This is a genomic window from Tolypothrix sp. PCC 7601 (genome assembly GCF_025677855.1).
Taxonomy (GTDB): Bacteria; Cyanobacteriota; Cyanobacteriia; order Cyanobacteriales; family Nostocaceae; genus Aulosira; species Aulosira diplosiphon.
This window is the reverse complement of the sequence record NZ_CP064879.1, coordinates 2,656,070-2,677,747: the sequence shown is the minus strand read 5'-3', so window position 1 is coordinate 2,677,747 and position 21,678 is coordinate 2,656,070. Positions and strand designations below refer to the sequence as shown.

Sequence of the window (21,678 nt, the reverse complement as noted above, 5' to 3'; positions counted from 1 at the left end):
TATTTTTCTTGATAAGAATCAGATGTGAGTTATTTTTTATATGATTTTAGTATTTGTAGTTATTTCCTAATCAAGACTAATTAACATCAAGGTAGTTGCTAACCCTGCTAACTACTATATTTGGCTACTAACGCAATTCGTCGTATTCTGGTGTTTCTACACGTCTTGTTTCTGAACGAGGGGGTAAAAACTCCGCACGACGGACAGGAACTAAAGGAGGTGTAGGCCCTTGGTAGGGATGAATTACTTGTACAGTGCGGCCTGAACGCTGTTTTGGAGAAAATAAAGCCAATACCCCAGCGACGACAACACCACCACCAATGGTGAGAGTCATACCTCCCACAGCCCAAACTATAGGAGAAGACCACCAAGGAGTTTGTGGTTGTAAAGCGGCTCTTTGGTTATTTTGTTGAGCAAATAGCTGCTGCTGTTGCTGCTGCTGGTTGTAAGTTTGAAATTGCCACTGGAGTTGTTGATTTTGCGCTCTCAACTGCTCGTTGTCGCTTCTTAATTTCGCCATTTCCGACTTCACTGATTCCAATTCTGCTCGCTGATCGGAATTAGGGCCAGTTGGCGGTTGATTTGGATACATGGGCTGTCCAGAGTAATACTGTGGTGGCATTACCTGGGGTGGTTGTACTACAGTAGCTGGCATTTGCGGAGCTACAGCAGCAAAGTTAGGTTGTAGCGAATTACCACCTGCTCCTTTGAGCAATACGAGAGCTGCCAGCCCAGCTACAGCAACTCCGCCGATAAATGCCATACTTTCACTCATCGCCTCTGCCCCTTAACTGCGACTGAACTATATACATTTTTAATTTACTCACTCTCACACTCATACTTGCTCTTGTACTTCACATAATAATCACATATACAGCGATGATCTTAGCTGTTTATTCACAGCATGATATCTACTGAATAATATTCAAGATTATACCTGTTAAATTGTCTACCAGCTAAGGGCACAAAAAACTACACTGTTATATATTTTTAATCTACTTTTTCTGTCTGAGCAAGATGAGTATTTGTACTAATTGCTATTTGTCTTGATAGCTGCCTTGAGATTTTGGCAAAATTCTGCGATCGCACTCAATCCTTGGGTTGGTGTACCTTCTGCTAACCGTTTTACAAAAGCACTACCCACAATTACGGCATCGGCTCCCCAATCTTTTACCTGACGCGCTTGTTCTGCTTGGGAAATACCAAAGCCTACACCTATTGGTTTTTCAGTAACACTACGAATTTCCTTTAGCAAATCTGATACTCGTGATTCTATCTGGGAACGTATACCTGTAACACCAGTCACACTGACTAAATAGATAAATCCTTGGGAAGAACGAGCGATCGCTTCTATGCGTTCCGCAGAACTTGTTGGTGCTATTAACAAAGTTAAGTCAATTCCCATTTCACTGGCTGGTTGGAGTAACCCAGAAGCTTCTTCCATAGGTAAATCTGGTACTACCAAACCTGCTACTCCAGCCGCCGCAACTTGCTGGAGAAACTTGTCAATCCCTCTATGCAAAATGGGGTTGTAGTAAGAAAACAAAACAATTGGCGCTTTTAAATCGGGAGTCGTTGCTTGCAACATTTCCAGCACCCGATCCAATGTGGTTCCTTTTTCCAAAGCGCGGGTAGCAGCCGCTTGAATTACAGGCCCATCTGCTAAAGGATCAGAGTAGGGAACCCCTAGTTCAATGATATCCGCCCCACTGCGATCAAGAGTTCGCAATGCTGCCGCTGTTGTTTCTAAATCTGGATCGCCAGCCGTAATAAACGGAATCAAAGCAGTTTCTTTATTGCGTCCAAGAGTTTCAAAGCAGTGAGAAATGGCAGTCATTGGTCAAGATTCAAGAGTCAGTTGTCATATAGTATCAAACAACGGACAACGAACAAACGACCTATGAGAACTTTGAGCCAATCAGCAGCAATCAATGAATAACGATAAAAAGGCAAAGGGGAAAGAAAACCTTTCCCCTTTGCCCTACAAAGCTTGACATAGATGAGGTTAAAGCGCGCCTACTTACACCTGAGTTTGTTTTTCTTGTTCGATCTCAGCTTCTATTTTGGCTAATTCTTCGGGAGTTAATTCGTCCAGGCGCTTTTGGAAAAAGGCTTGTTCATAATCTTCCCGTTGTTGGTGGTAGGTCATTTTTTTACCCACCGCACGGAAAATATAGGTAGCTAACCAGCCCAGCAAGCCGCTGATTAGCAAGACTTGGCTCCATATACCAGCTTGTTGATTATCTAACCCTACTAGCTGCAAGCCGATATATGCTACACCTCCAGCAACAAAAAAGCCCAAGCCAATTCCTATAGCATCAATGCGTCGCATGAGATTTATGACCTACCAATATTGTTAAACTTCAATTTTGCGGGGCTGGGGTCGAATATTTACAAATGGTGATAGAACCAACAACCCTGGGAAGAAAAAGAACACCAAAAAGTACATAAAGGTGCGCTCTACAGAACTAGCCACGTACCAGCGCAGTTTTAAGTAAAATAAAACAGCTACTGGGAGCACTAACAAGTAAGCTCCAGCTAAAGTCAGATACAGCAGGGCTACAATCATAATTCTTTCTCTAAGATAGACAAGAACGTTCAGGACATCTATTTCTCATCATAGGCTGAATGGCGAAACTCAGGGAAGTGGGGATTGGGGATTGGGGATTGGGGATTGGGGATTGGGGATTGGGGATTGGGGACTGGGGATTGGGAAGATGAGGGAAAAATACCATACCTAAAAATAATTTAGGATTTTGGCTTGCAATTTTCTAGCAGAGAGTGTTAAACTAGGAAAGGCTTGTGGCAAAAGAATACTGAGTAACCCCAAATAAATAGGCGCTGCCTATTTAAAGAGAGGGTAACAAAAGTACTTCTCAAGCAAAAGAGCGATCGCATAATTTTATTGATGTTCATGCAATAAAATGTTTTGCGAAAGCAGCAAGCTGGTAAAATTGCTGATTGTGAACGAAATTTTTTGAAATTTTAGTTGCACAAAAACGCAATTAATGGTGGAATGTATGAGGAGGTTTTTTAATCCTCTGAAATACAAATAGCCCCTAGTAAAATAGGGGGGTGTGGCGGAATGGTAGACGCTACGGACTTAGCTAACTGAGCCTTGATAGAGAAATCTTTCAAGTGTCAGCTCTCAAACTCAGGGAAACCTACATCTTGTAAAAGACATGGCAATCCTGAGCCAAGCCCGAAAAATTGAGACATTTAAGTTTTGATTACACTTGAATCAAAATTTTAAAATCTCAAGTTACGGGAAGGTGCAGAGACTCGACGGGAGCTACCCTAACGTAAAGACGAGGGTAAAGGGAGAGTCCAATTCTCAAAACCAAGAGTTACAAAAACTCTTAGGCAGTAGCGAAAGCTGCGAGAGAATGAAAATCCGTTGATCGTAAAAGGTCGTGTGGGTTCAAGTCCCACCACCCCCATAAAAAATTTAAAATCTAAATTTGCTCTTGTTGTGACTCTACCTATACAGTTGTAGTAATTACTACTGACTAAGTAAACGAAGCAGCAGGAGCAAAACAAGTTTTATCAAAACTTAACAGTGTACCCTTAGGTATAGCCCGCCTTTAGCATCGCCTTGGTCGTTCACTTCAGATTCGGGCCAATGGCGGTTATCATGGTCAAGATTTCGCCCATTGGGTTTGAGATGAATTTGGAGAGTCTTTGCCAGTGAAGTTAGGACTGATAGTCATTTTGGTAGTGGTGATTGGGTTATCCCTAGTAATCGAGATAGGGTTGCGATCGCTGTTTGGTTTTGGTAATCCGCTGATTTATATTGGCGATCAAGAAATCGGTTATTTGTTAGCACCTAACCAACGCACCCGTCGTTTTGGAAATCGCATTGAGATTAACGAGTATTCCATGCGTAGCGGGCCGATTACACCAATACCTGCGCCTAAAACTCTGCGAGTCCTACTTCTGGGAGACTCCATCGCTAATGGCGGTTGGTGGACGGATCAAAAGAATACCATCTCTGAATTGATGATGCGTTCTTTAAGTGCCGCACACACTGAAAAATATCAACAAGTTGAAGTATTAAATGCATCAGCTAATTCCTGGGGGCCAAGAAATGAATTAGCTTATCTTCAAAAATTTGGTAATTTTCAAGCTCAGGTAGTCGTCTTATTAATAAATACCGATGACTTATTTGCTACTGCTCCTACATCCTTACCAGTGGGACGAGATCGCAACTATCCAGATCGTCAACCTCCCTTGGCTTTAGTGGAAGTTTGGCAACGCTATATCAGTAAGCAAAAGCCAATACCAGAAATTACAGCCTTGCAAAATGAACCAGGCGATCGCGTGGGGGTTAATTTAGATGCGATCGCTAAAATTAAAGCACTAACTCGCGAAAGAGACAGTCAATTTTTGCTGGTGATGACTCCCTTATTGCGAGAAATAGGCGATCCTGGCCCCCGCGATTACGAAATAGAAGCACGCCAGCGTTTAACTGACTTTACGCAAGCACAGCAGATTAAATATATAGACCTATTACCGATATTTAACTCAACTGCCAACGTCAAAGCGTTGTATCACGACCATATTCACCTTAATTTACAAGGTAATCAGTTAGTCAGCCAACTTATAGAGCGATCGCTGATTGAACTGATGAAAGAGAAGCTTCCTACTGTGCTTGATTAGTGTCTAACCAGTTAAACAAATCCTCAATAGCTGTGAAATCTAGCAACGCCTCACCCAGTTCTTCTAACTGATTGAGAGAAAGAGTTTGGATGCGTAAGCGAAGTGATTCGGGTAAATTTCCAAAGCGTTTTTGTAGTTGTCGGAGAACTAGAATTTGTTCACCTTCTTGTTTACCTTCTTCTCTTCCTCGCTCGTAGCCAATGCGCTCACCTGTGGTAATGTAGCTCATAACAAGCAAAATTCTTACTCTGATTGATGAGTATCTAACCAGTTAAACAAATCTTCAATAGCTGTGAAATCTAACAATGCCTCACCCAGTTCTTCTAACTGATTGAGAGAAAGGGTTTGGATACGTAAGCGAAGTTGTTCGGGTAAATTTCCAAACCGTTTTTGTAATAGTCGGAGAACCAGAATTTGTTCACCTTCTTGTCTACCTTCTTGCTTACCTTCTTGTTTGCCTTCTTGTTTACCTTCTTCTCTTCCTCGCTCGTAGCCAATGCGCTCACCTGTCGTAATGTAGCTCATAGTTCGCTCCTGTTCAAATTGTTTAAACTCTTCCCAAAACTCCACTTCTAATGCTTTTGGTAAAATCATAACCCAGTCAATGAAGCGATAAAGGTTACGAATATCTTTTTCTTGCCAACCTTGTTCATACAATCGTCGAATTAAACTAAATTTCCAAGTTTTGCGTTCTTGGAGTTTTTTAGTTGTTTGTTGTGTTTTTAAATGTGCCATTACTACCGTTGCAAAGGGATTATCGCTAGCTTCTAATTCTGTCCAGCGGGTTTGGTAATCCCAAAGCTTGATTGTTCCAAATTCAAAATTCAGCCTAGTATCAGGGTAATTATAACTATATTGGTTTGGTCGCCATGTTGAGTCCGAATCACACAAAATAGCCAGACTAATTGCTGGTTTGCCGAATCTGTCAAAAATTCGTAGATTGTATGAAAACATTCGTTCGGCAAAGTTTGATTCTGGTTTTGCCTGAATTTCTATATTTATCAATAGCCAAATTTCTTCGCCTTGGATTTGCCAAGCTTTGACTAATTTATCTGCATATCTTCTTCCCTGTTCAGCATCCCGCGCTATTTGTTGAAATTCCTTATCTAAAAATTCGTGGGGACGTTCCCAGTTAATTAATGCAGCTGTTTGCGGAAAGAAAAATTGCATTGCTTGTGGAAAGTAAGCTTCTAAAATTTCTTTCCAAGGGCTATCTTGATCGGCTCTTTCGCGTTCCTCTGTCATGAATTAATTGGTAGTATCAAAATTTGATATCGATGTATTACCGATACTCAACTCAAATGCAAATGTTAAAGCATTGTATCAAGACGACATTCATCTGAATTTACAAGTTAATCAGCTGGTATGGGAAACTCTGATGATCTAAAAATTAAGCGATCGCTCTTAATTTTATTAAAGCAATAAATTGGTTTCACTGTGAAGCTTAACGGAGGCAGGTCTATGAGTTGGGGTGCAGTGTTTGCCTGCTAGCAACTGCTACTATCTACGATTTTTCCAATATCCAGGTTCTCGGCTACAATGCATCACTGCCAGAATAAGAATGTAATCTTGCTCGATTGTATAGAGAATCCCATAAGGGAATTTGCGTGTCATACATCGCCGAACATCTTCATAAATAACTATGTAGCGAGTAGGGGATTCTCTAATTCGATAGACTGCATCTTCAATAGCATTAATGAACGCCTGCGCCACCTCAACCCGTTGTTGTAAATAGTATTGAACAGCCTCAGTATACTCTGTGAGAGCTTGAGGGTGAAAGACGTATCTCATTACTCAAGCAATCGCCTCACTTGAGCCAAAGCTTCTTCTCCTGGAATGGTCTGAACAGAACCGTTGCGAACTTGATCTCTTCGTTTTATCGCTTCAGTAGCCCAAGCAGCTTGAATGCTTGGATCGGTATCGAATTCCAAACTTTCAACTAGCTTGTCTGCTAAGAGTGCTCTAGATGCACTAGGGAGTGCTAAGAGTTCTTCTGTTAGTTGCTCAATTGAACGCATAGCGCCTCGCAAAATCTTACATTTTGCTTACATTTTAACTAGTAGCGGTAGGGTGCGTTATGGATATTCTAAAACCCCGATAAGTAGCTAAGAACTTTTTCCTGCCAAAAGTTGATCCGGTTTTCTCGTGTTGCTGGTTTACGCATTATTTTACGCCAAGTAGCATTTGCAGCACCACTTGGATGAGGAAACTCTAGGTGTTTGATATTTAAATTAATGTTTCTAACTGTACTGCTCGCTACATTGCCCCAAGTAACGACCGCAAGTGGCTCAAAAATTTCCAACTCTGTCTTCAGAATTTGAATGAATTGTGTGCGGTCTTTTTTACTCAAAGGAATACCGCGATCAGAATTAGCCTCACTGACCCAAATCTTGAAAATGTCCGTTAGGTAGACGCGATACCCTTCATCTAGTAGGACTTTTATCAAATCAAAATAACGTGACCTTTTACGACAATTCTGTAAGTGCAAAGCATAGGGTGTTGCAATCCCAATTTTTTCCAATCGTACTTTGCTTTTTCTTAAAGGATCTTGTCCGATAATAGCAATTGTTTTTTTGTTCAGAACGCTGTTGTTCTTTTCGAGGATGCTTGGAATATCTACTCCAATGACGAAAGATTCTTCATAGCGAGTTTTAAAACTTTCATCGAATGAATGAAAAATATTTCTAGTAAGTTTATGTTCGGGATAGCCTTCTACTTCAAACTCTTGCTGCATTACCGCATACAAATCTTGCAATTTAACTTGCGGAATATCAAAAACTTTAGATAATTCCCTGTGCAAAGCTTCAAACTCGTTATCTTTAAATTGAGAAAACAAATACTCTGGCATGGACTAAAAGCTCTTTATGACGCACTATCAATGTAGTTTGCCCATAACCATTAACAAGATCGCAAGTCAAAACAAAACTATCGATCCGGTTCTATTTATCAGATTGGACAGTTTCTAGGCGAAAACGCTTAAATGCTCTAGCTGCTTCTGGAATTAGTTCAATGTACCAATACCCATTTATCTCATCATTAAACCAACTAATTATTGCCAGTGCTGGTGGTCTAAATTCGTCATATTCTAGTCCCAAAAATTTGCAGAATTTTGCACCTAAAATACCAATTTGTCCAGAAGAGTCACCATCATATCCTGCAGATGCAGATAACTCCCAAGTACGTAATCTGTGATTGTCTATCATAAAGTAACTGTGCTGATACAGCTTATTCAAAATTGCTTTGTGTCCTGGTGTCAATCCTTCATAAATTGAGTGAAATGCTTCCAGATATTCTTCTTCTGAAGGAATATAACGTTCATCATCGTTCAGCACTCTATTCTTATCCTTGTGATTTAAGCTAATCGTCATTCATTTTTCCGGGATGAGTTGCTTGTGGTAAGCGGTTCAGCCTTGGGGTTATGCAACTTAAATGCTTATTAGCTTACTAGAATGTGATTATTAAGTAGTATTACTAGATAAAACCGTAATTAATACTACTTAAACACATAAAAATGAGATAGGCAAATTGCCTATCCCCATAAGAAATTAAGTTACTTTAGACAAACTTTTGACTGTACTTTTGTTTGTTAACTGGTGATTACCCAGCTAACGTTTTGCTAGAAGTTCTCGAAGTTAGCGATCGCAGTTTTCAATTTATCTAAAACCTCATCCACTGCAATAACACCCAATTCCCCAGAAGCGCGAGTACGAATACTCAGGCTGTTGGTTTCTACTTCCTTGGCTCCCACAACTGCCATTACGGGTATTTTTTCTTTCTCTGCATTACGGATTAATTTACCCAAGCGATCGCCACTTAGATCAACTTCGGCACGGATACCCAAAGCTTGCATCTTCGCGACGACTTCTTTTGTAAAATCAATTTGTGCTTCCCCAACTGGTAGCAATCTCACTTGTACTGGTGCTAACCACAAGGGGAAATCACCCGCATACTCTTCAATCAAAATCCCAATTAGCCGTTCCAGTGAACCAAAGGGCGCACGGTGAATCATTACCGGACGTTGACGGGAACCATCTTCAGCAACATACTCTAACTCAAAGCGTTCTGGTAAGTTGTAATCTACTTGTACAGTTCCTAATTGCCATTCTCTCTCTAGGGCATCACTAAAGATAAAGTCGAGTTTAGGGCCATAGAAAGCTGCTTCCCCAATTCCCTCAAAATGTTCCATCCCTAGCTGTTCTACAGCACGGCGAATTGCACCTTGGGCTTTTTCCCACGCTTCATCGGAACCAATATATTTATCACTAGCTGGATCGCGGAAACTCAGCCTGGCTTTAAAGTTCTTCAGTTGCAGTTTATTGAACACCGACAAAATCAAATCAACAACGTTCAAAAACTCACTGTCTAGCTGTTCGGGGGTGACAAAAAGGTGAGAATCATCCACAGTAAACCCGCGTACTCTCGTTAAACCGCCTAGTTCCCCTGATTGTTCGTAGCGGTAAACCGTACCAAATTCTGCCAAGCGCATTGGTAGTTCCCGATAGGAACGCAATTCACTCTTATATATTTGAATATGGAAAGGACAATTCATTGGCTTCATCACAAAGCCATTTTCTAAAGCCGCAGCTGCTTCATCCTCCGCCATTAAGGGGAACATATCTTCTTTATACTTCTGCCAATGTCCAGATATTTTAAATAAATCAACTTTGGCAATATGGGGAGTGACTACAGGTAAATAACCGCGTTTTAGCTGTTCCTTTTGCAAAAAGTCTTCTAACAGACTCCGCAACAAGGTACCTTTGGGAGTCCACAAAGGTAAACCCGGCCCCACAAGGTCAGAGAATATAAATAATCCGAGTTCTTTACCTAATTTGCGATGATCTCGGCGCTGTGCTTCTTCTTTGCGTCGCTTATATTCAGCTAATTGTTCGGGATTTTCCCAAGCAGTAGCGTAAATCCGTTGTAGTTGGGCTTTGGTTTCATCACCACGCCAATAAGCACCCGCAACGCTTTCTAATTCAATAGCTTTGGGGTTAATTTCACTGGTATTTTCTAAATGCGGCCCCGCACACAAATCCCACCATTCATTTCCCAAGTGGTAAATCGTGATAGGTTCTTCCTTAATATCTGCCAGAATTTCTAACTTGTAAGGTTCTTTAATTTCCTGAATCCGGCGTTCAGCTTCTTCCCGGCTGACTTCTTCCCGAACTACCGGAAGTTTGCGATTGATAATTTTCACCATCTCTTTTTGGATGGCTTTTAAATCCTTATCAGTGAATGGTTCTGGATTGTCAAAATCATAGTAAAAACCGTTATCAATCCAGGGGCCAATTGTTACTTGCGCCTTAGGAAACAGCTTTTGTACGGCCATAGCCATCACATGAGAAGCAGTGTGACGGATTTTTTTTAAGTTTTCCGATTCGCTGCTACGAGGTAAATACATTTTTGCAGGTTGTTCTGATTGATTGGGAACTTGATTAGGCGACATCGGCTGCTAAACCATTGGCGAAGTGATTGCTAAAGTGATTGATCAGTGAGTGTTCTGAAAAATCTACCCAAATATAACATGGGCAAATATGCCATCTTAACAGGCTTTTCCCTATGCTAGATCAACTCTTACAGCTTCAGCTGAAGTTGATGGAAATGGGGATTGGGGATTGGGGAAAGGAGATGAGGGAGATGAGGGAGATGAGGGAGATGAGGGAGATGAGGGAGATGAGGGAGATAAATACTTTTGTTTTGTACAGGCGCGATTAATCGCGTCTCTGCAACTCAGCACTCAGCACTCCCTACTCCTCGCATGGCTAAAAGCGCTGTCCCATAGGCTGCTTCTGTATTTTTGGATGAAACTACAGGGATTTTTAAATATCTTTCACGAATCGCAGTCCAAGTATGATTCGCTGCACCACCACCAGCAGTATAAACATGAGTTAGCTGGTCTGCGCCCATTTGCTGTAATAATTCATACCCACGCATTTCTATGCGGGCAATACTTTCTAATAATCCATGCAAAAATTCCACGGGATTATCTGGGCGGGGTTCTAAGCGTGGGGGTAAATTGGGGTCGTTAATTGGAAAGCGATCGCCTGGTTTCAATAAAGGATAATAATCTAATTGGCTGGCTGTGCTGGCATCAATCTCACTACTCAGGCTTTTTAACTCAGCATCAGTAAAAAATTGCCGCAATACTGCACCCCCAGTATTAGAAGCACCACCAGTCAGCCACAAGTCACCCAAGCGATGGCTGTAAATTCCACATCTTGCATCTTCAACGCGAGTCCGACTTAATAGTTTGAGTACTAATGTTGAACCTAAGGAAGTCACCGCTTCCCCAGGGGATTTAGCGCCACTCGCAAGAAAAGCTGCAATACTATCTGTAGTCCCAGCACATACGACGCAATCATGGCTTAGACCAAACTTAGCGGCAATTTCTGGGGTTAATTTGCCAATAGGTGTACCAGGAGGTAAAACTTCAGGTAGCTGGATAGGAATTTGCAAATTTTCTAGCCATTGGGGGTATTTTAACTCTTCAACGTCGTAACCCAGTTTTAAAGCGTTGTGGTAATCACTGATACCTAAGTGTCCATGCAGCAGAAATGCTAGCCAATCTGCTTGATGCAGGAAATATACAGCTTTGTTAAAGGTTGGTAACTGCGACATCCACAGCAGCTTTGCCAGGCTAGAAGTAGCGCTGACTACTGTATGATTTTCTGGGGCAATGCTTTTCAACTGTTCCAGCATCACCGCTCCCCGCGCATCGTTATAAAGTAGGGGCGCGTCTACAGGCTTCCCAGCCGCGTCTACCAGCAAGACAGTGGAAGAAGTCCCATTAATGGCGATCGCTTGAATTCCCTGCCTTAAAGCCTCTGGAATCGACGCTAAAAGCTTAAATAAAGCCTGCTGCCAAACATCTACCCAATCATCGCTAATTTCCCAAGGATACTTGATCTCTGTCTGGATGGTAGCTTCAGCGTCAATTACTATCGCCCTTGCGCCAGAGGTACCGAAGTCTATCCCCAGAAATAAATTCATAGATTTATATATTTTGTTTAAAAAGAATAAATAATAGATACTGATGGCAGACTGCTTTTGTTGCATCTTGTTACAAGATATTCCACAATTCTTGCAAAACAAGGAAAAGTAGTAAACGAACTATTCAAATAATCGATTGAGTTTAGGAGGTTTCCTATGTTCCTAGCCGTAACATCTCTCTCAGATTCTCAAGTTTACATCGCTTTAGTTGTAGCGCTGCTTCCAGGGCTTCTAGCTTGGCGTTTAGCTACAGAGCTTTACAAATAAAGCCAATCTGTGACACAGTTATTAGACTAAAATTCCTGGCATTAGTAAGTAAACTTGATCGACATTGATTGCTAAATGCAATCAACAGTTTGAGCAAGCATACGTACGTATGCCAGGTTTATTTTTTGGCATTGAATACACGTGTAGCATTTAGCGAAAAATGAAGTAATATGGCAGCTAACTCTGGCTGTAATCATTGGAAGTCAGCTTTTTAGGCTGTTCCCTGTCAATTTACAAGGTCTCTTTTCTCATCATGAACGCGATTCAACATTCTAGTCCTCCGCTACAACCGATACAAAAACGTCAAGTAATGCCTCGTCCCAAACGGCATCTTCGTCAAAGGTCTCATCAAGTTATGGCGATGGAAGTGACAGCCAAGATTGCAGTTAATATTGCAATCTCAACCGCAGCAGTTTCTGCCCTTGTGCAACTTTTGCCCTATCACTGGTTACAACAAGAGAAGTTACGAGAAATGCGGACTGAAGTTAAGCAGATGGAAAAACGTGTGGAGGTTTTGCAGGCTGAGTTTAGCCGCAACTTTGATCCGCATCAAGCAAAAAGCATTATGCAACAACAATCATACCGATTTGACCCTAACCAACGGCAAATCGTCCTGATGAATCCAGATGAAGCATCAGCATCGGGAAACTAGAGGCTAGGAGCTAGTATTTTTTACTCAGCACTCAGCACTCTTCCAAGGATATTGCTTGTTATAGTTATTGCCACTACGCTGCATTATCAATTATCTATTAGCTATTTAGTTATACAGGGTGACTATCTCCCAGAAAAATTTGAGATTTTTTCCTACTACAAGAATTCATCTAAGCACTAGGAGACTCAGGAGATAGCAGTTCGTTTAGCCAATTTTCTAGTTGGATACGCAAGCGCCAACCAATAACATTTTTTCTGCTATTGGGTAGTTGAGTCAGGGCCCGACGGTAGTCAGCGATCGCACAATTCCAATCTCCCCACAAATGATATGTTCTGCCTCTCTCTGCCCAGATATGACCTTCTAACCCTGTTTTGTCACTCTGGCAGTAGTATAATAAGGTAAAAATGCTAGAACCAAGACACAGAGCATGGTACAGCCCCGTCCAGCCGCACCAACAGTCAAATTTGTGGACGAATATTGCCAGTGGTATAAAAGTCTGTTTCCAGATGTTAGGAGTTTCGAGGCTTTTAAATATCTCCATGTAGGCTGCATTTCTGATCTAAAACGTAAAACATTGCCAGAAATAGCAAAAATCGTAGGATTAGATAACCAGCAAGGGTTGCATCATTTTCTAACTACATCACCTTGGGATATAGAAAAGTTAAGAACCTTAAGGTTAGAGTTAATTTTACAAGTGCTAAAAGGTAGACCAATCATTTTAATTATTGATGAGACAGGGGATAAAAAGAAAGGGAGCAAGACAGATTATGTGAAACGGCAGTATATAGGAAATTTGGGAAAAACAGATAATGGAATTGTGGCAGTGACAGTATATGGTGTTTTCTGTGGGATGACATTTCCATTACTGTTTGAAGTGTATAAACCCAGGGAAAGATTACAGGCAGGAGATAAGTACCGCACTAAACCAGAAATAGCAGCAATACTGATAAAAAAGCTACAATCAATGGGTTTTAAATTCAACTTAGTACTTGCAGATAGCTTATATGGAGAGAGTGGTAAGAATTTCATATCTGTATTAGATGAACTAAACTTGAACTATATAGTAGCGATTCGGTCAAATCATTATGTAGAAATACTTCCACGACAACATATTCAATATTTAAAGTGGCAGAAGTTTCAAAGGGTATTCTCTGACTTGAGTCGGGAAAATCGATTTATTAGAGAAATTATTCCGGGAAAACGTGGAGAACTTAGATATTGGCAAATTACTACAGATCCAGAAAATTTGCCTGATAACACTACTTGGTATGTGATGAGTAAATATCCAGACATTACGCCAAGAGAAGTTGGAAATTTTTACGGTTTAAGAACTTGGGTCGAGTACGGGTTAAAACAAAGTAAGAATGAATTAGGTTGGTCAGATTTTCGCCTGACTCACTACCCAGATATTGAGCGATGGTGGGAAATTATTTGCAGTGCTTATTTAATGGTTAGTCTGCATTCGGAGCAACTGTTTCAGTCTCCATCACAACGAGAGTCAAAATTTGTTTCACATCCTTGGTGGGATAATGGAAATGGCTGGAAGAACATTCTTAACAATCTTCGTTTGATTATTCAACCTTTTACTTTATTTAATCTGATATATCCCTGGTTAACGGTTTTTCCTATTCCTCAATTAGCTTTGGGTTTTTTTAAACTTCAATCTATTATTTATAGCCTCACCAGTTCAATTTTTATATCCCTGATTCACCCTGATTTCTACTTTTCCTCTGCCTAGAGTGACAAAAGAGGGCTAATTGCCCGAATAGTAGTGCAACATCAAAATTCTCAATTGCCTCCTCGTATTGCCCTAATTCGCGCCAGGTGATGCCACGATTAATTCTTGCCCGTACATGGCTAGGATTTAAATCGATGGCGCGATCGTAATCCGCGATCGCAGCTGCTAATTTGCCACAGGCGGCGTAATAATTGGCACGGTTATTATAGGCGCTAGCTAAACTCGGATTGATTTGGATTGCTGTGTTGTAGTCACAAAACGCTTTTTGCGCTTCTCCACTTTGAAAATAAACCAGTCCCCTGTTGTTATAATCAACTGCATTTTGGGGATGACGGCGAATGAGGTGGCTGAGTAATGCGATCGCCTTTGTGTAATCTCCTTGTTGAGCCGACTTTAAAGCACAAGAGCGTACATAACTATCTTCTATGACTAAATCTTGAGAATTAATTGTATTATTAGATACTAATTTATATAAGTTATTTTCCTTATCCCCAAAAGCTAAGTAGGAGTTATTAGTCATATTTTCCTGCCGCCTATACTCTTTTCGTGAATTAAAATATACTTTCTATGTTGTTGCTGGTTGATCCGATATGTCAGTTATTCAGGTGTCTATAATTACTCGACTATCCAAACCTTAATCAGTCGAAGACTTTACTTCACACAATGATCTAATCTGATCATGGATACCTCATCCTCAAGTTAAATTCCAGAAAAAGCAAATATCAATCTCAAAGACTAGTCAATCAATTTTGGATCTGAGATTTCAGATTGATCCTGGCTACGCTGGCTACTTAGACTCAAAAATTTCAAATTTTGCAACCACTGCATTGTGGAAATTTTGTCATTGTCACAAGGTATGTGATTTTGGATTTATCCCACCCTGACATGATGAAGCATTTAGCCTGCTGCTCTGTAGGATTACCAAAAAAATCTCAAATCGGCAATCTCAAATCGAAAATTTGTACGCTCAAATAGAGAGAGCAACAACTTGGTAGAATGCGAACAAGCCGTTCAAAATAGGGACGACGCAGAGAACACAGGAAAGTGGCGATGCAAAGAAGGCAAAAGCAACTTTTTAGCTTTGCCTTATACTACTCTGAAATTGCCCAACACGGATGAACTGTGCAAGGCATTAATGTTGCAGTGCTGTCTTAGTGTGTATACCTCTAGGCTCGCATCTTACGCTTCCTAGGTTCCAGTTTCTTAATCTGACTTTTAAGTTTTGAGAAAATTTTCTTATGACAATTGCAATTTCTTATCCCGACGCGCCGGATCTCACGGCTGATGATTACGTTGTTATCGGCTTGGCGACCTGCTTTGTCAAGGAAGATGGAGAAATTCATCAAATTGAAGTGATTGAACCTATTCCTTCTGCGGCTTTGGAAGCAGTGATGAAAGGTATTCCCACATCATACAAGTTGGCTTATGCGACAACTTTAGGTTCTGTATTCAACGGGGATCAACTTTTATTACCTACAGACTTCCCCGAATCATCTCAATTTGGGGATGAATTTGTACCTCGTTTATTTGCTGCATCTCGGACTTACAAGCGTCGTGAAAGTGCCAAGTCTCTGATTCCTTTAGGGACAACCTACACAGATTTGAAATATTCCACCGAACGCAAACGCATACTCAATGCTGCCAGAGTAGTTACTAAAGAAGATAACGTTAAGCAGCACTCCCATACACACAAGGTTTTGTAAGAAGAGGTTAAGGGTCAATCAATTTTGGATTTTGGATTTTAGATTAACCCAATGCACGCCACTTGCAAAAAGCGGGGTAACTCGTCCACCGCAGTGGCTTTAATTAAACATTTTGGATGCGTGGATTTATTCCACGAATTAATTTGCTTGATTGAGATCTGTTTAAATTTCAAATTTTGCATCTTCTCCTAGTGGAGAGGCTGCGCCAAAAATCCAAAATTTAAAATCTAAAATCTAAAATTCGTTCAAGGGTCAAATTGTCTGTTGTTTACCTTGTCCCCAATCCCCAATCCCCAATCCCCAATCCCTAACGCTATTCATCGGTAATTTGTAAATTGCAAAGCTACAGGTAAATCTTCTTGCTTTAAGCGTTGGATGACAGCTTGCAATTCATCTTTAGATTTTGCACTGACGCGAACTGCATCACCTTGAATCGAGGCTTGAATCTTTTTAAATTCGTCGCGAATTAGTTTAGAAATTTGTTTGGCAATGTCTTGGCTAATGCCTTTTTTGAGTTTAATTTCTTGACGTACACGATTACCGCTAGCTGATTCGACTTGGCCAAAATCAAAGATTTTCTGAGAGAGATTACGTTTAGCTGCTTTTTCCCGCAGAATGTTTTGCACTGCGTCTAAAGTAAACTCACTATCGGTATTCACATCAATACTTTGCTCACCTAACTCAACAGTAGTAGCAGTATCTTTAAGGTCATAACGGCCCTTAATTTCTCGTACAACTTGATCGACAGCGTTGACCAATTCTTGACGGTCAAAGTCACTCACAATGTCAAAAGAAAAAGTAGAAGCCATAAAAAATGTTGGGTTTAAGATGTTGAATTTGGGATAGATATTCGGGATGAGTCAATGGGGAATTGCTACCCCTTTCTTTACCCTTCCTCTGCGATCGCCACCTGAACGACAGCAGAAACAGGCGGTTGTCTGTCATCAACCCAATCAATAAGTAGCATTAATTTAAGGTTATGGGCAATAGAACCTATTACCCATTAACCATGAGTAGTTTCTTTTCTTGATAATTACGCCCACTGAAACTCTGCCTCACATTAGTCAAAGTAGAAAAGTGTTACCACTTTTCTCTGTTCTTCTGCATCTTTACAAGTTTGTAGCAGAGTGCGACTGTCGTGAAATGCAAAGCAAATGAGTTGCTGACAGCGGGAAATGATCTCCTTATTGCAAATGTAACTTGCTTCAGCAAGAGACAGATTATCGTTACTGGGATTTTCTACCAGGTGCATTACCTGCTCTAATTGCTGGCGTGATTCGTTGGGCTGGCGATCCAAGCTTTGGGGTAGAATCACCGTTAACAAGTTGGGGTCAGCGCGCATTGCGCCTTTAATGGCAGCTGAATTGGTACCTGTAGCCCCAGAAGTGATGACTCGATTGCCTGATAAAACCAAGGCATAAGTCATCATTTCAATGAGAGTTTGATGCGTAATGGGCACATGACGGGAACCCAGCAAAGCAATTCGTTTAGAACCTGTTTGCTGGATTGTCGCCAGTTCTTGCGCTAATGTATCGAGGTTAATGAGGTCTATTGACTGGCTCAAAGATGGACTAAATGAGATGAAACGACCCAGCTATTTTACCAAACAGAGGGTAAGTGCGAAGCCAACTTTAGTTAGATTTTGCTACAATTTCTGGATAATTTAAGGTCATTGGGTAATGGGTACTTCTCCCTCATCCCCCTTATCTTCCTCATCTCCCTAGTCCCCAGTCCCCAGTCCCCAGTCCCCAGTCCCCAGTCCCCAGTCCCCAGTCCCTAAGGTAAGGCTGCTGCTGGGCTTAACCCCAGTTTAGATAATAAGCGTTCTAAGTCAAAATGCTCGCTCATCAGTTGGCGGATGCAGTGAACTTTGAGCGGTTCGTGAACGCGTACTTGTCCAAAAGTGCGGTCAACAATTTCTACCGTGGTGAGTGTATCTAAGTCAACAGATAAAATGGGGATTTCTAGTTCTTCAGCACGACTGAGGATGAACGGGGGAGGAGGTAATTGTCCAGTGAGAATCAGACATTGGGTAGAAGTTTCCAATGCGGCTTGCTGAATTTCCACACGATCGCCGCCTGTAACTACTGCCATATTCCGACGTTTACGGAAATATTTCACTGCAGCGTTCACATTCATCGCGCCAATGGCTAGGCTTTCCACCATTAAATCTAGGCGATCGCTACCACAGAGAATGTCGGCCTTCAACTGCTTAACCAGTTCGCCAACGCTCACACTACGTAGCACATCATGTTTTGGTAGCATAGCCAATACAGGAATTCCCTGCTGTTCTAAAAACGGCCGCACAAGAGTAGTGACCGATTCTATTTGGTCGCTAGGGATATCATTGAGTACAACGCCAATTAAGCGATCGCCTATTCGCTGTTTTGCAGATAAAAGTGGCTCAACGGAAACCAGCGATTTATAGCGTGCTACCAATAACACAGCCGCATCTAAAACTTCCGCTACTTGCAGCAAAGATAAGTCAAATAACTTACCTTCTTCCAAATCACCAGGCCCCTCTAGCAACACCAAATCTCCTTTGGACATTTGCAAATATTGCTGTAATAGAGACTGCTGATAATTTGTTGTGTCTTCGCCACCTAAGCGTCTTTGCACGCTGGCTTCATCTAAAGCCAGTATTGGTGATGCAATACGATTTTCTGCCAAGTTAAGGCTATGAGCAATGAACTGGACATCTTCCTCAAATACATTACCAACAGATACATTCCAACAAGTACCTAATGGTTTGCCGTAGGAAATATCCAGTCCTGCTTGCTGTAGCTGATAAGACAAACCTAAAACTGTAGCAGATTTACCACTGTAAGTCTCAGTTGATCCAATCAGCAAATATTTCGCAGATTTTGGCACACATGCACTCCTATTTTCAAAAGGAAGTAGAAACCAGCTTGGTGTTTCCTAATTTTAGGTCGAACTTAGCCATCGCTGTTGTTACAAACCTTAGTTACAGAAGTGAATGCCTAAATGCTCAAAGGAATGAATTGTTCACAGAAAACCTTTTCCCTGTGATATTACTAGCAATATCTATTTATTAGATAATTTTTAGTGTTGATCCTAATTTATTCCTCAATCCGCAGCAGTTTGCGATAAAATGCTTGAGAAAAATCTGTGCTGCGATTGCGTTTATAGTTATCCATCAGTTCAATTAAATAAGTTATAAATTCCGAATTCACCATCATCACTTCATAACTCAGTTCAGCATCACCTTGAAACTGCATTCGACAACGCGTTAAGTCTGAAGGTAGGGTGACAACATTCCAGGTGGCAACAAAAGGAATTGCTTCACTAGCTTCGATTCTCCGGTTTCCTTCCAAAACGCCTTTTTGATAAAGACTGATGGCATAGGGTAAGAAAGTGCGCTTGTTACCTTGAATGTAGGGCAGATAAACACTTGCTTGTTGCGGGCTAGCTGGCTGGAGTTGCTCAATAGACATCGTTAAATGCTCCTCAAGTTATGTAAAAGTAACTAGGGATAAGAAATGGGGAAAAGAAGCTGAGTATCCAGATTTCTGCACCCCAGTCCCTAGTTATAGAGTGTCTGATAGGGCGGAAAACTCCGACCTTGGTGGATTTGCTAACTTCACAACTGTTGTTAGCTAGGGATATCAGTTGGTTTCAATACTCAGTATTCCCAAAAAAATTTCTTGATCGTGCAACTCTGTTTGCTATGCTCCTCGCATTGGCATATTTTTGCTGGAAAAATTCTTGATGTTGTCCTAGTTGAGCAGTCGGGATGGGATTATTTAAATTTATAAATACTTAAAAAAATTAATAAATACATTTCAAGCTGTTAATAGTTCCTTGACCTTCAGTTGTAGCTTGAATTTTGCCTAAATACTTAATTAAGAGCAAAGTTACTGTTAAGAAATGTATGAATGTCATGTACAATAGGGCCGCATTGGCTTTTATGGAAGCTGAGAGCAATAAGAGTCAAAAATCTCCTCTATCTAAAGGTAGATGCTGTGATTGCGATTGATCTCAACAACTAGCTGTTGCTACTTGGCGATCGCTGTGCCTAAACCAGATTTGCCATCAAGAGGCAATTCTCCTGGCTCATTTTGAGTGAGAAGCGGCGGAAAAGTCCTGCCAATCTTAGGCTAGCTCAACGTTGCTCAAGGTTGTACAGTTTGGTGTTATCTGATTCTCAGCTTCTTTATTGGCTTAGACAAATAGTGGTTTTGGAATCAAGTAACCTATGCCAGCGAATTTCTGGCCCGAAGACGATTCTAGCAACGAGCTGGCTCCGCTCAACTCTCTGTTGTCTGACCTCTCAGCAACCGAGGAGTCAATTGTAGAGACAGACCCTTTGTTTCTACCATTCCGGTTTCAAGGACGCAGACGCAAAGCAGCTCTAGTTTTGACTATAGTTTGGAGTAGCACGATCGCGCTGCATTTAGTTTCCTGGGGTTCTTTGTTCGTACTGGGACTGACCACTATTCTAGGTATTCACGCTCTGGAGGTGGTATTTACCAGACCCCGCCGTCACCCAAAAAAAATAGAAGGAGATTTACCTTCTGTATCTGTAATGGTGGCAGCGAAAAATGAGGAAGCAGTAATTAGTCGATTAGTCAAGAGTCTTTGCAGTCTTGACTATCCAGATGGCAAGTACGAACTCTGGGTCATTGACGATAACAGCAGCGATCGCACGCCCCAGTTATTAACAGAACTGGCAAAAGAATATAAACAACTGAAAACTTTCCGACGTTCAGCACAAGCAACTGGTGGTAAATCTGGGGCATTAAATCAAGTGCTACCACTAACTAAAGGCGAAATTATCGCCGTGTTTGATGCTGATGCTCAAGTCTCACCAGAGTTGTTACACCAAGTAGTACCTTTATTTCAAAAAGAACAGGTAGGGGCGGTGCAGGTACGAAAAGCGATCGCCAATGCCAAAGAGAATTTTTGGACTAAAGGTCAAATGGCAGAAATGGCTGTTGATACCTATTTTCAGCAACAGCGAACGGCGTTGGGTGGGATTGGTGAACTGCGCGGGAACGGTCAATTTGTCCGGCGCACAGCCTTAGAAAGTTGTGGTGGTTGGAATGAAGAAACCATCACTGATGATTTAGACTTGACGCTGCGCCTACATTTAGACAACTGGGATATTGATTGTGTCTTCTCGCCAGCCGTAGAGGAAGAAGGCGTGACCAATGCGATCGCACTTTGGCATCAGCGCAACCGTTGGGCAGAAGGTGGATATCAGCGCTATTTAGATTACTGGGATTTGCTGCTCAAGAATCGACTTGGAACCCGCAAAACCTGGGATTTATTGAGCTTTATGCTGATTATGTATATTTTACCGACAGCAGCGATACCAGATTTATTAATGGCGATCGCCCTTCATCGTCCCCCCATCTTCGGCCCAATTACTGGTTTGTCTGTATCTCTCTCAGTGATTGGTATGTTCACTGGTTTGCATCGGATACATCAAGGGCAAAAATTCCAGTTGTCTACATATTTAGTTTTACTGCTGCAAACCCTACGTGGCACCTTATATATGTTCCACTGGTTTGTTGTCATGAGCAGTACCACCGCCCGAATGTCATTCCGTCCCAAACGCCTAAAATGGGTGAAAACAGTACATACAGGGGTGGAATGAAAAATGGGCATGGGGCATTGGGCATGGGGCATTGGTAATTGGTATTTAT

The 21,678-nt window shown here is 41.4% G+C and carries 23 protein-coding genes and 1 pseudogene; 6 read left to right on the top strand and 18 right to left on the bottom strand.

The window, feature by feature from the left end; all coding sequences use genetic code 11:
* Positions 1 to 127: 127 nt before the first annotated feature.
* From HG267_RS11205 to ndhL, 4 genes are all read right to left on the bottom strand, one after another.
* Positions 128 to 775: a hypothetical protein gene (locus tag HG267_RS11205; protein ID WP_045869044.1), complete on the bottom strand. Its 648-nt coding sequence runs from the start codon at positions 773 to 775 to the stop codon at positions 128 to 130.
* A gap of 255 nt (positions 776 to 1,030) precedes the next feature.
* On the bottom strand, positions 1,031 to 1,837 hold the full coding sequence (gene trpA, locus HG267_RS11200) for a tryptophan synthase subunit alpha (protein ID WP_096622054.1): 807 nt from the start codon (positions 1,835 to 1,837) through the stop codon (positions 1,031 to 1,033).
* A gap of 183 nt (positions 1,838 to 2,020) precedes the next feature.
* Positions 2,021 to 2,332: a DUF3007 family protein gene (locus HG267_RS11195; RefSeq protein ID WP_045869042.1), complete on the bottom strand. Its 312-nt coding sequence runs from the start codon at positions 2,330 to 2,332 to the stop codon at positions 2,021 to 2,023.
* Positions 2,333 to 2,356: 24 nt separating this feature from the next.
* A complete protein-coding gene (gene ndhL / locus HG267_RS11190) occupies positions 2,357 to 2,572 on the bottom strand; it encodes an NAD(P)H-quinone oxidoreductase subunit L (RefSeq protein WP_369792174.1) in 216 nt (71 codons plus the stop codon).
* 1,115 nt (positions 2,573 to 3,687) lie between these two features.
* Here ndhL and HG267_RS11185 point away from each other — a divergent pair.
* The gene (locus tag HG267_RS11185; RefSeq protein WP_045869040.1) at positions 3,688 to 4,659 is read left to right on the top strand and encodes an SGNH/GDSL hydrolase family protein; all 972 of its coding nucleotides are present in this window, start codon (positions 3,688 to 3,690) and stop codon (positions 4,657 to 4,659) included.
* On the opposite strand, the gene HG267_RS11180 is transcribed toward HG267_RS11185, so the two are convergent.
* From HG267_RS11180 to HG267_RS11145, 8 genes are all read right to left on the bottom strand, one after another.
* The gene (locus HG267_RS11180; protein WP_045869039.1) at positions 4,643 to 4,888 is read right to left on the bottom strand and encodes a DUF4351 domain-containing protein; all 246 of its coding nucleotides are present in this window, start codon (positions 4,886 to 4,888) and stop codon (positions 4,643 to 4,645) included. The two genes, HG267_RS11185 and HG267_RS11180, sit on opposite strands and share 17 nt — an antisense overlap.
* Positions 4,889 to 4,902: 14 nt before the next feature.
* On the bottom strand, positions 4,903 to 5,904 hold the full coding sequence (locus tag HG267_RS11175; protein ID WP_045869038.1) for a DUF4351 domain-containing protein: 1,002 nt from the start codon (positions 5,902 to 5,904) through the stop codon (positions 4,903 to 4,905).
* A gap of 255 nt (positions 5,905 to 6,159) precedes the next feature.
* Positions 6,160 to 6,450 carry a type II toxin-antitoxin system RelE/ParE family toxin gene (locus tag HG267_RS11170; protein ID WP_045869037.1) on the bottom strand — a complete coding sequence of 97 codons (291 nt, stop codon included), beginning with the start codon at positions 6,448 to 6,450 and terminating at the stop codon, positions 6,160 to 6,162.
* Entirely contained in the window at positions 6,450 to 6,677 is a 228-nt protein-coding gene (locus HG267_RS11165) for an addiction module protein (protein WP_045869036.1), read from the bottom strand. Before HG267_RS11165 ends, HG267_RS11170 begins: the two co-directional genes overlap by 1 nt.
* A gap of 68 nt (positions 6,678 to 6,745) precedes the next feature.
* Entirely contained in the window at positions 6,746 to 7,507 is a 762-nt protein-coding gene (locus tag HG267_RS11160; RefSeq protein WP_045869035.1) for a uracil-DNA glycosylase, read from the bottom strand.
* Between the two features lie 91 nt (positions 7,508 to 7,598).
* Positions 7,599 to 8,027 (bottom strand): hypothetical protein, encoded by a 429-nt coding sequence (locus HG267_RS11155; protein ID WP_045869034.1) that lies wholly within the window; start codon positions 8,025 to 8,027, stop codon positions 7,599 to 7,601.
* Positions 8,028 to 8,275: 248 nt separating this feature from the next.
* Positions 8,276 to 10,105 carry a threonine--tRNA ligase gene (gene thrS, locus HG267_RS11150; protein WP_045869033.1) on the bottom strand — a complete coding sequence of 610 codons (1,830 nt, stop codon included), beginning with the start codon at positions 10,103 to 10,105 and terminating at the stop codon, positions 8,276 to 8,278.
* Positions 10,106 to 10,389: 284 nt separating this feature from the next.
* Positions 10,390 to 11,649 carry an FGGY-family carbohydrate kinase gene (locus HG267_RS11145; RefSeq protein WP_045869621.1) on the bottom strand — a complete coding sequence of 420 codons (1,260 nt, stop codon included), beginning with the start codon at positions 11,647 to 11,649 and terminating at the stop codon, positions 10,390 to 10,392.
* Positions 11,650 to 11,805: 156 nt separating this feature from the next.
* On the opposite strand from HG267_RS11145, the gene psaM reads away from it, so the two are divergent.
* Both psaM and HG267_RS11135 read left to right on the top strand, forming a co-directional pair.
* Entirely contained in the window at positions 11,806 to 11,916 is a 111-nt protein-coding gene (gene psaM / locus HG267_RS11140) for a photosystem I reaction center subunit XII (RefSeq protein WP_071989363.1), read from the top strand.
* 253 nt (positions 11,917 to 12,169) lie between these two features.
* Positions 12,170 to 12,568, top strand: coding sequence for a hypothetical protein (locus HG267_RS11135; protein WP_045869032.1), 399 nt, complete (start codon positions 12,170 to 12,172; stop codon positions 12,566 to 12,568).
* A 169-nt stretch (positions 12,569 to 12,737) separates the two neighbouring features.
* Here the strand turns inward: HG267_RS11135 and HG267_RS11130 are convergent.
* A pseudogene (locus HG267_RS11130) lies at positions 12,738 to 12,932 on the bottom strand (tetratricopeptide repeat protein); the annotation flags it as partial.
* A 63-nt stretch (positions 12,933 to 12,995) separates the two neighbouring features.
* Between HG267_RS11130 and HG267_RS11125 the strand changes: the two are divergent.
* The gene (locus HG267_RS11125) at positions 12,996 to 14,306 is read left to right on the top strand and encodes an IS701 family transposase (RefSeq protein ID WP_096621593.1); all 1,311 of its coding nucleotides are present in this window, start codon (positions 12,996 to 12,998) and stop codon (positions 14,304 to 14,306) included.
* Here HG267_RS11125 and HG267_RS11120 read toward each other — a convergent pair.
* Complete coding sequence (locus tag HG267_RS11120; protein ID WP_411863269.1) at positions 14,263 to 14,826, bottom strand: tetratricopeptide repeat protein; 564 nt, start codon at positions 14,824 to 14,826, stop codon at positions 14,263 to 14,265. The two genes, HG267_RS11125 and HG267_RS11120, sit on opposite strands and share 44 nt — an antisense overlap.
* Positions 14,827 to 15,544: 718 nt before the next feature.
* Here HG267_RS11120 and HG267_RS11115 point away from each other — a divergent pair.
* Positions 15,545 to 16,009, top strand: coding sequence for a hypothetical protein (locus HG267_RS11115; RefSeq protein WP_045869030.1), 465 nt, complete (start codon positions 15,545 to 15,547; stop codon positions 16,007 to 16,009).
* A gap of 317 nt (positions 16,010 to 16,326) precedes the next feature.
* Here HG267_RS11115 and HG267_RS11110 read toward each other — a convergent pair whose 3' ends face one another.
* The 4 genes from HG267_RS11110 to ebsA all read right to left on the bottom strand — a co-directional run bounded on the left by HG267_RS11110 (position 16,327) and on the right by ebsA (position 19,464).
* Positions 16,327 to 16,818 carry a YajQ family cyclic di-GMP-binding protein gene (locus HG267_RS11110; protein ID WP_045869029.1) on the bottom strand — a complete coding sequence of 164 codons (492 nt, stop codon included), beginning with the start codon at positions 16,816 to 16,818 and terminating at the stop codon, positions 16,327 to 16,329.
* A gap of 251 nt (positions 16,819 to 17,069) precedes the next feature.
* Positions 17,070 to 17,573, bottom strand: coding sequence for a DNA recombination-mediator protein A (locus HG267_RS11105; protein ID WP_045869028.1), 504 nt, complete (start codon positions 17,571 to 17,573; stop codon positions 17,070 to 17,072).
* Positions 17,574 to 17,785: 212 nt separating this feature from the next.
* The gene (locus HG267_RS11100; protein WP_045869027.1) at positions 17,786 to 18,880 is read right to left on the bottom strand and encodes a phosphotransacetylase family protein; all 1,095 of its coding nucleotides are present in this window, start codon (positions 18,878 to 18,880) and stop codon (positions 17,786 to 17,788) included.
* A gap of 209 nt (positions 18,881 to 19,089) precedes the next feature.
* Complete coding sequence (gene ebsA / locus HG267_RS11095; RefSeq protein WP_045869026.1) at positions 19,090 to 19,464, bottom strand: type IV pilus biogenesis protein EbsA; 375 nt, start codon at positions 19,462 to 19,464, stop codon at positions 19,090 to 19,092.
* 761 nt (positions 19,465 to 20,225) lie between these two features.
* On the opposite strand from ebsA, the gene HG267_RS11090 reads away from it, so the two are divergent.
* Positions 20,226 to 21,629 (top strand): glycosyltransferase, encoded by a 1,404-nt coding sequence (locus HG267_RS11090; RefSeq protein WP_045869025.1) that lies wholly within the window; start codon positions 20,226 to 20,228, stop codon positions 21,627 to 21,629.
* Positions 21,630 to 21,678: the final 49 nt, after the last annotated feature.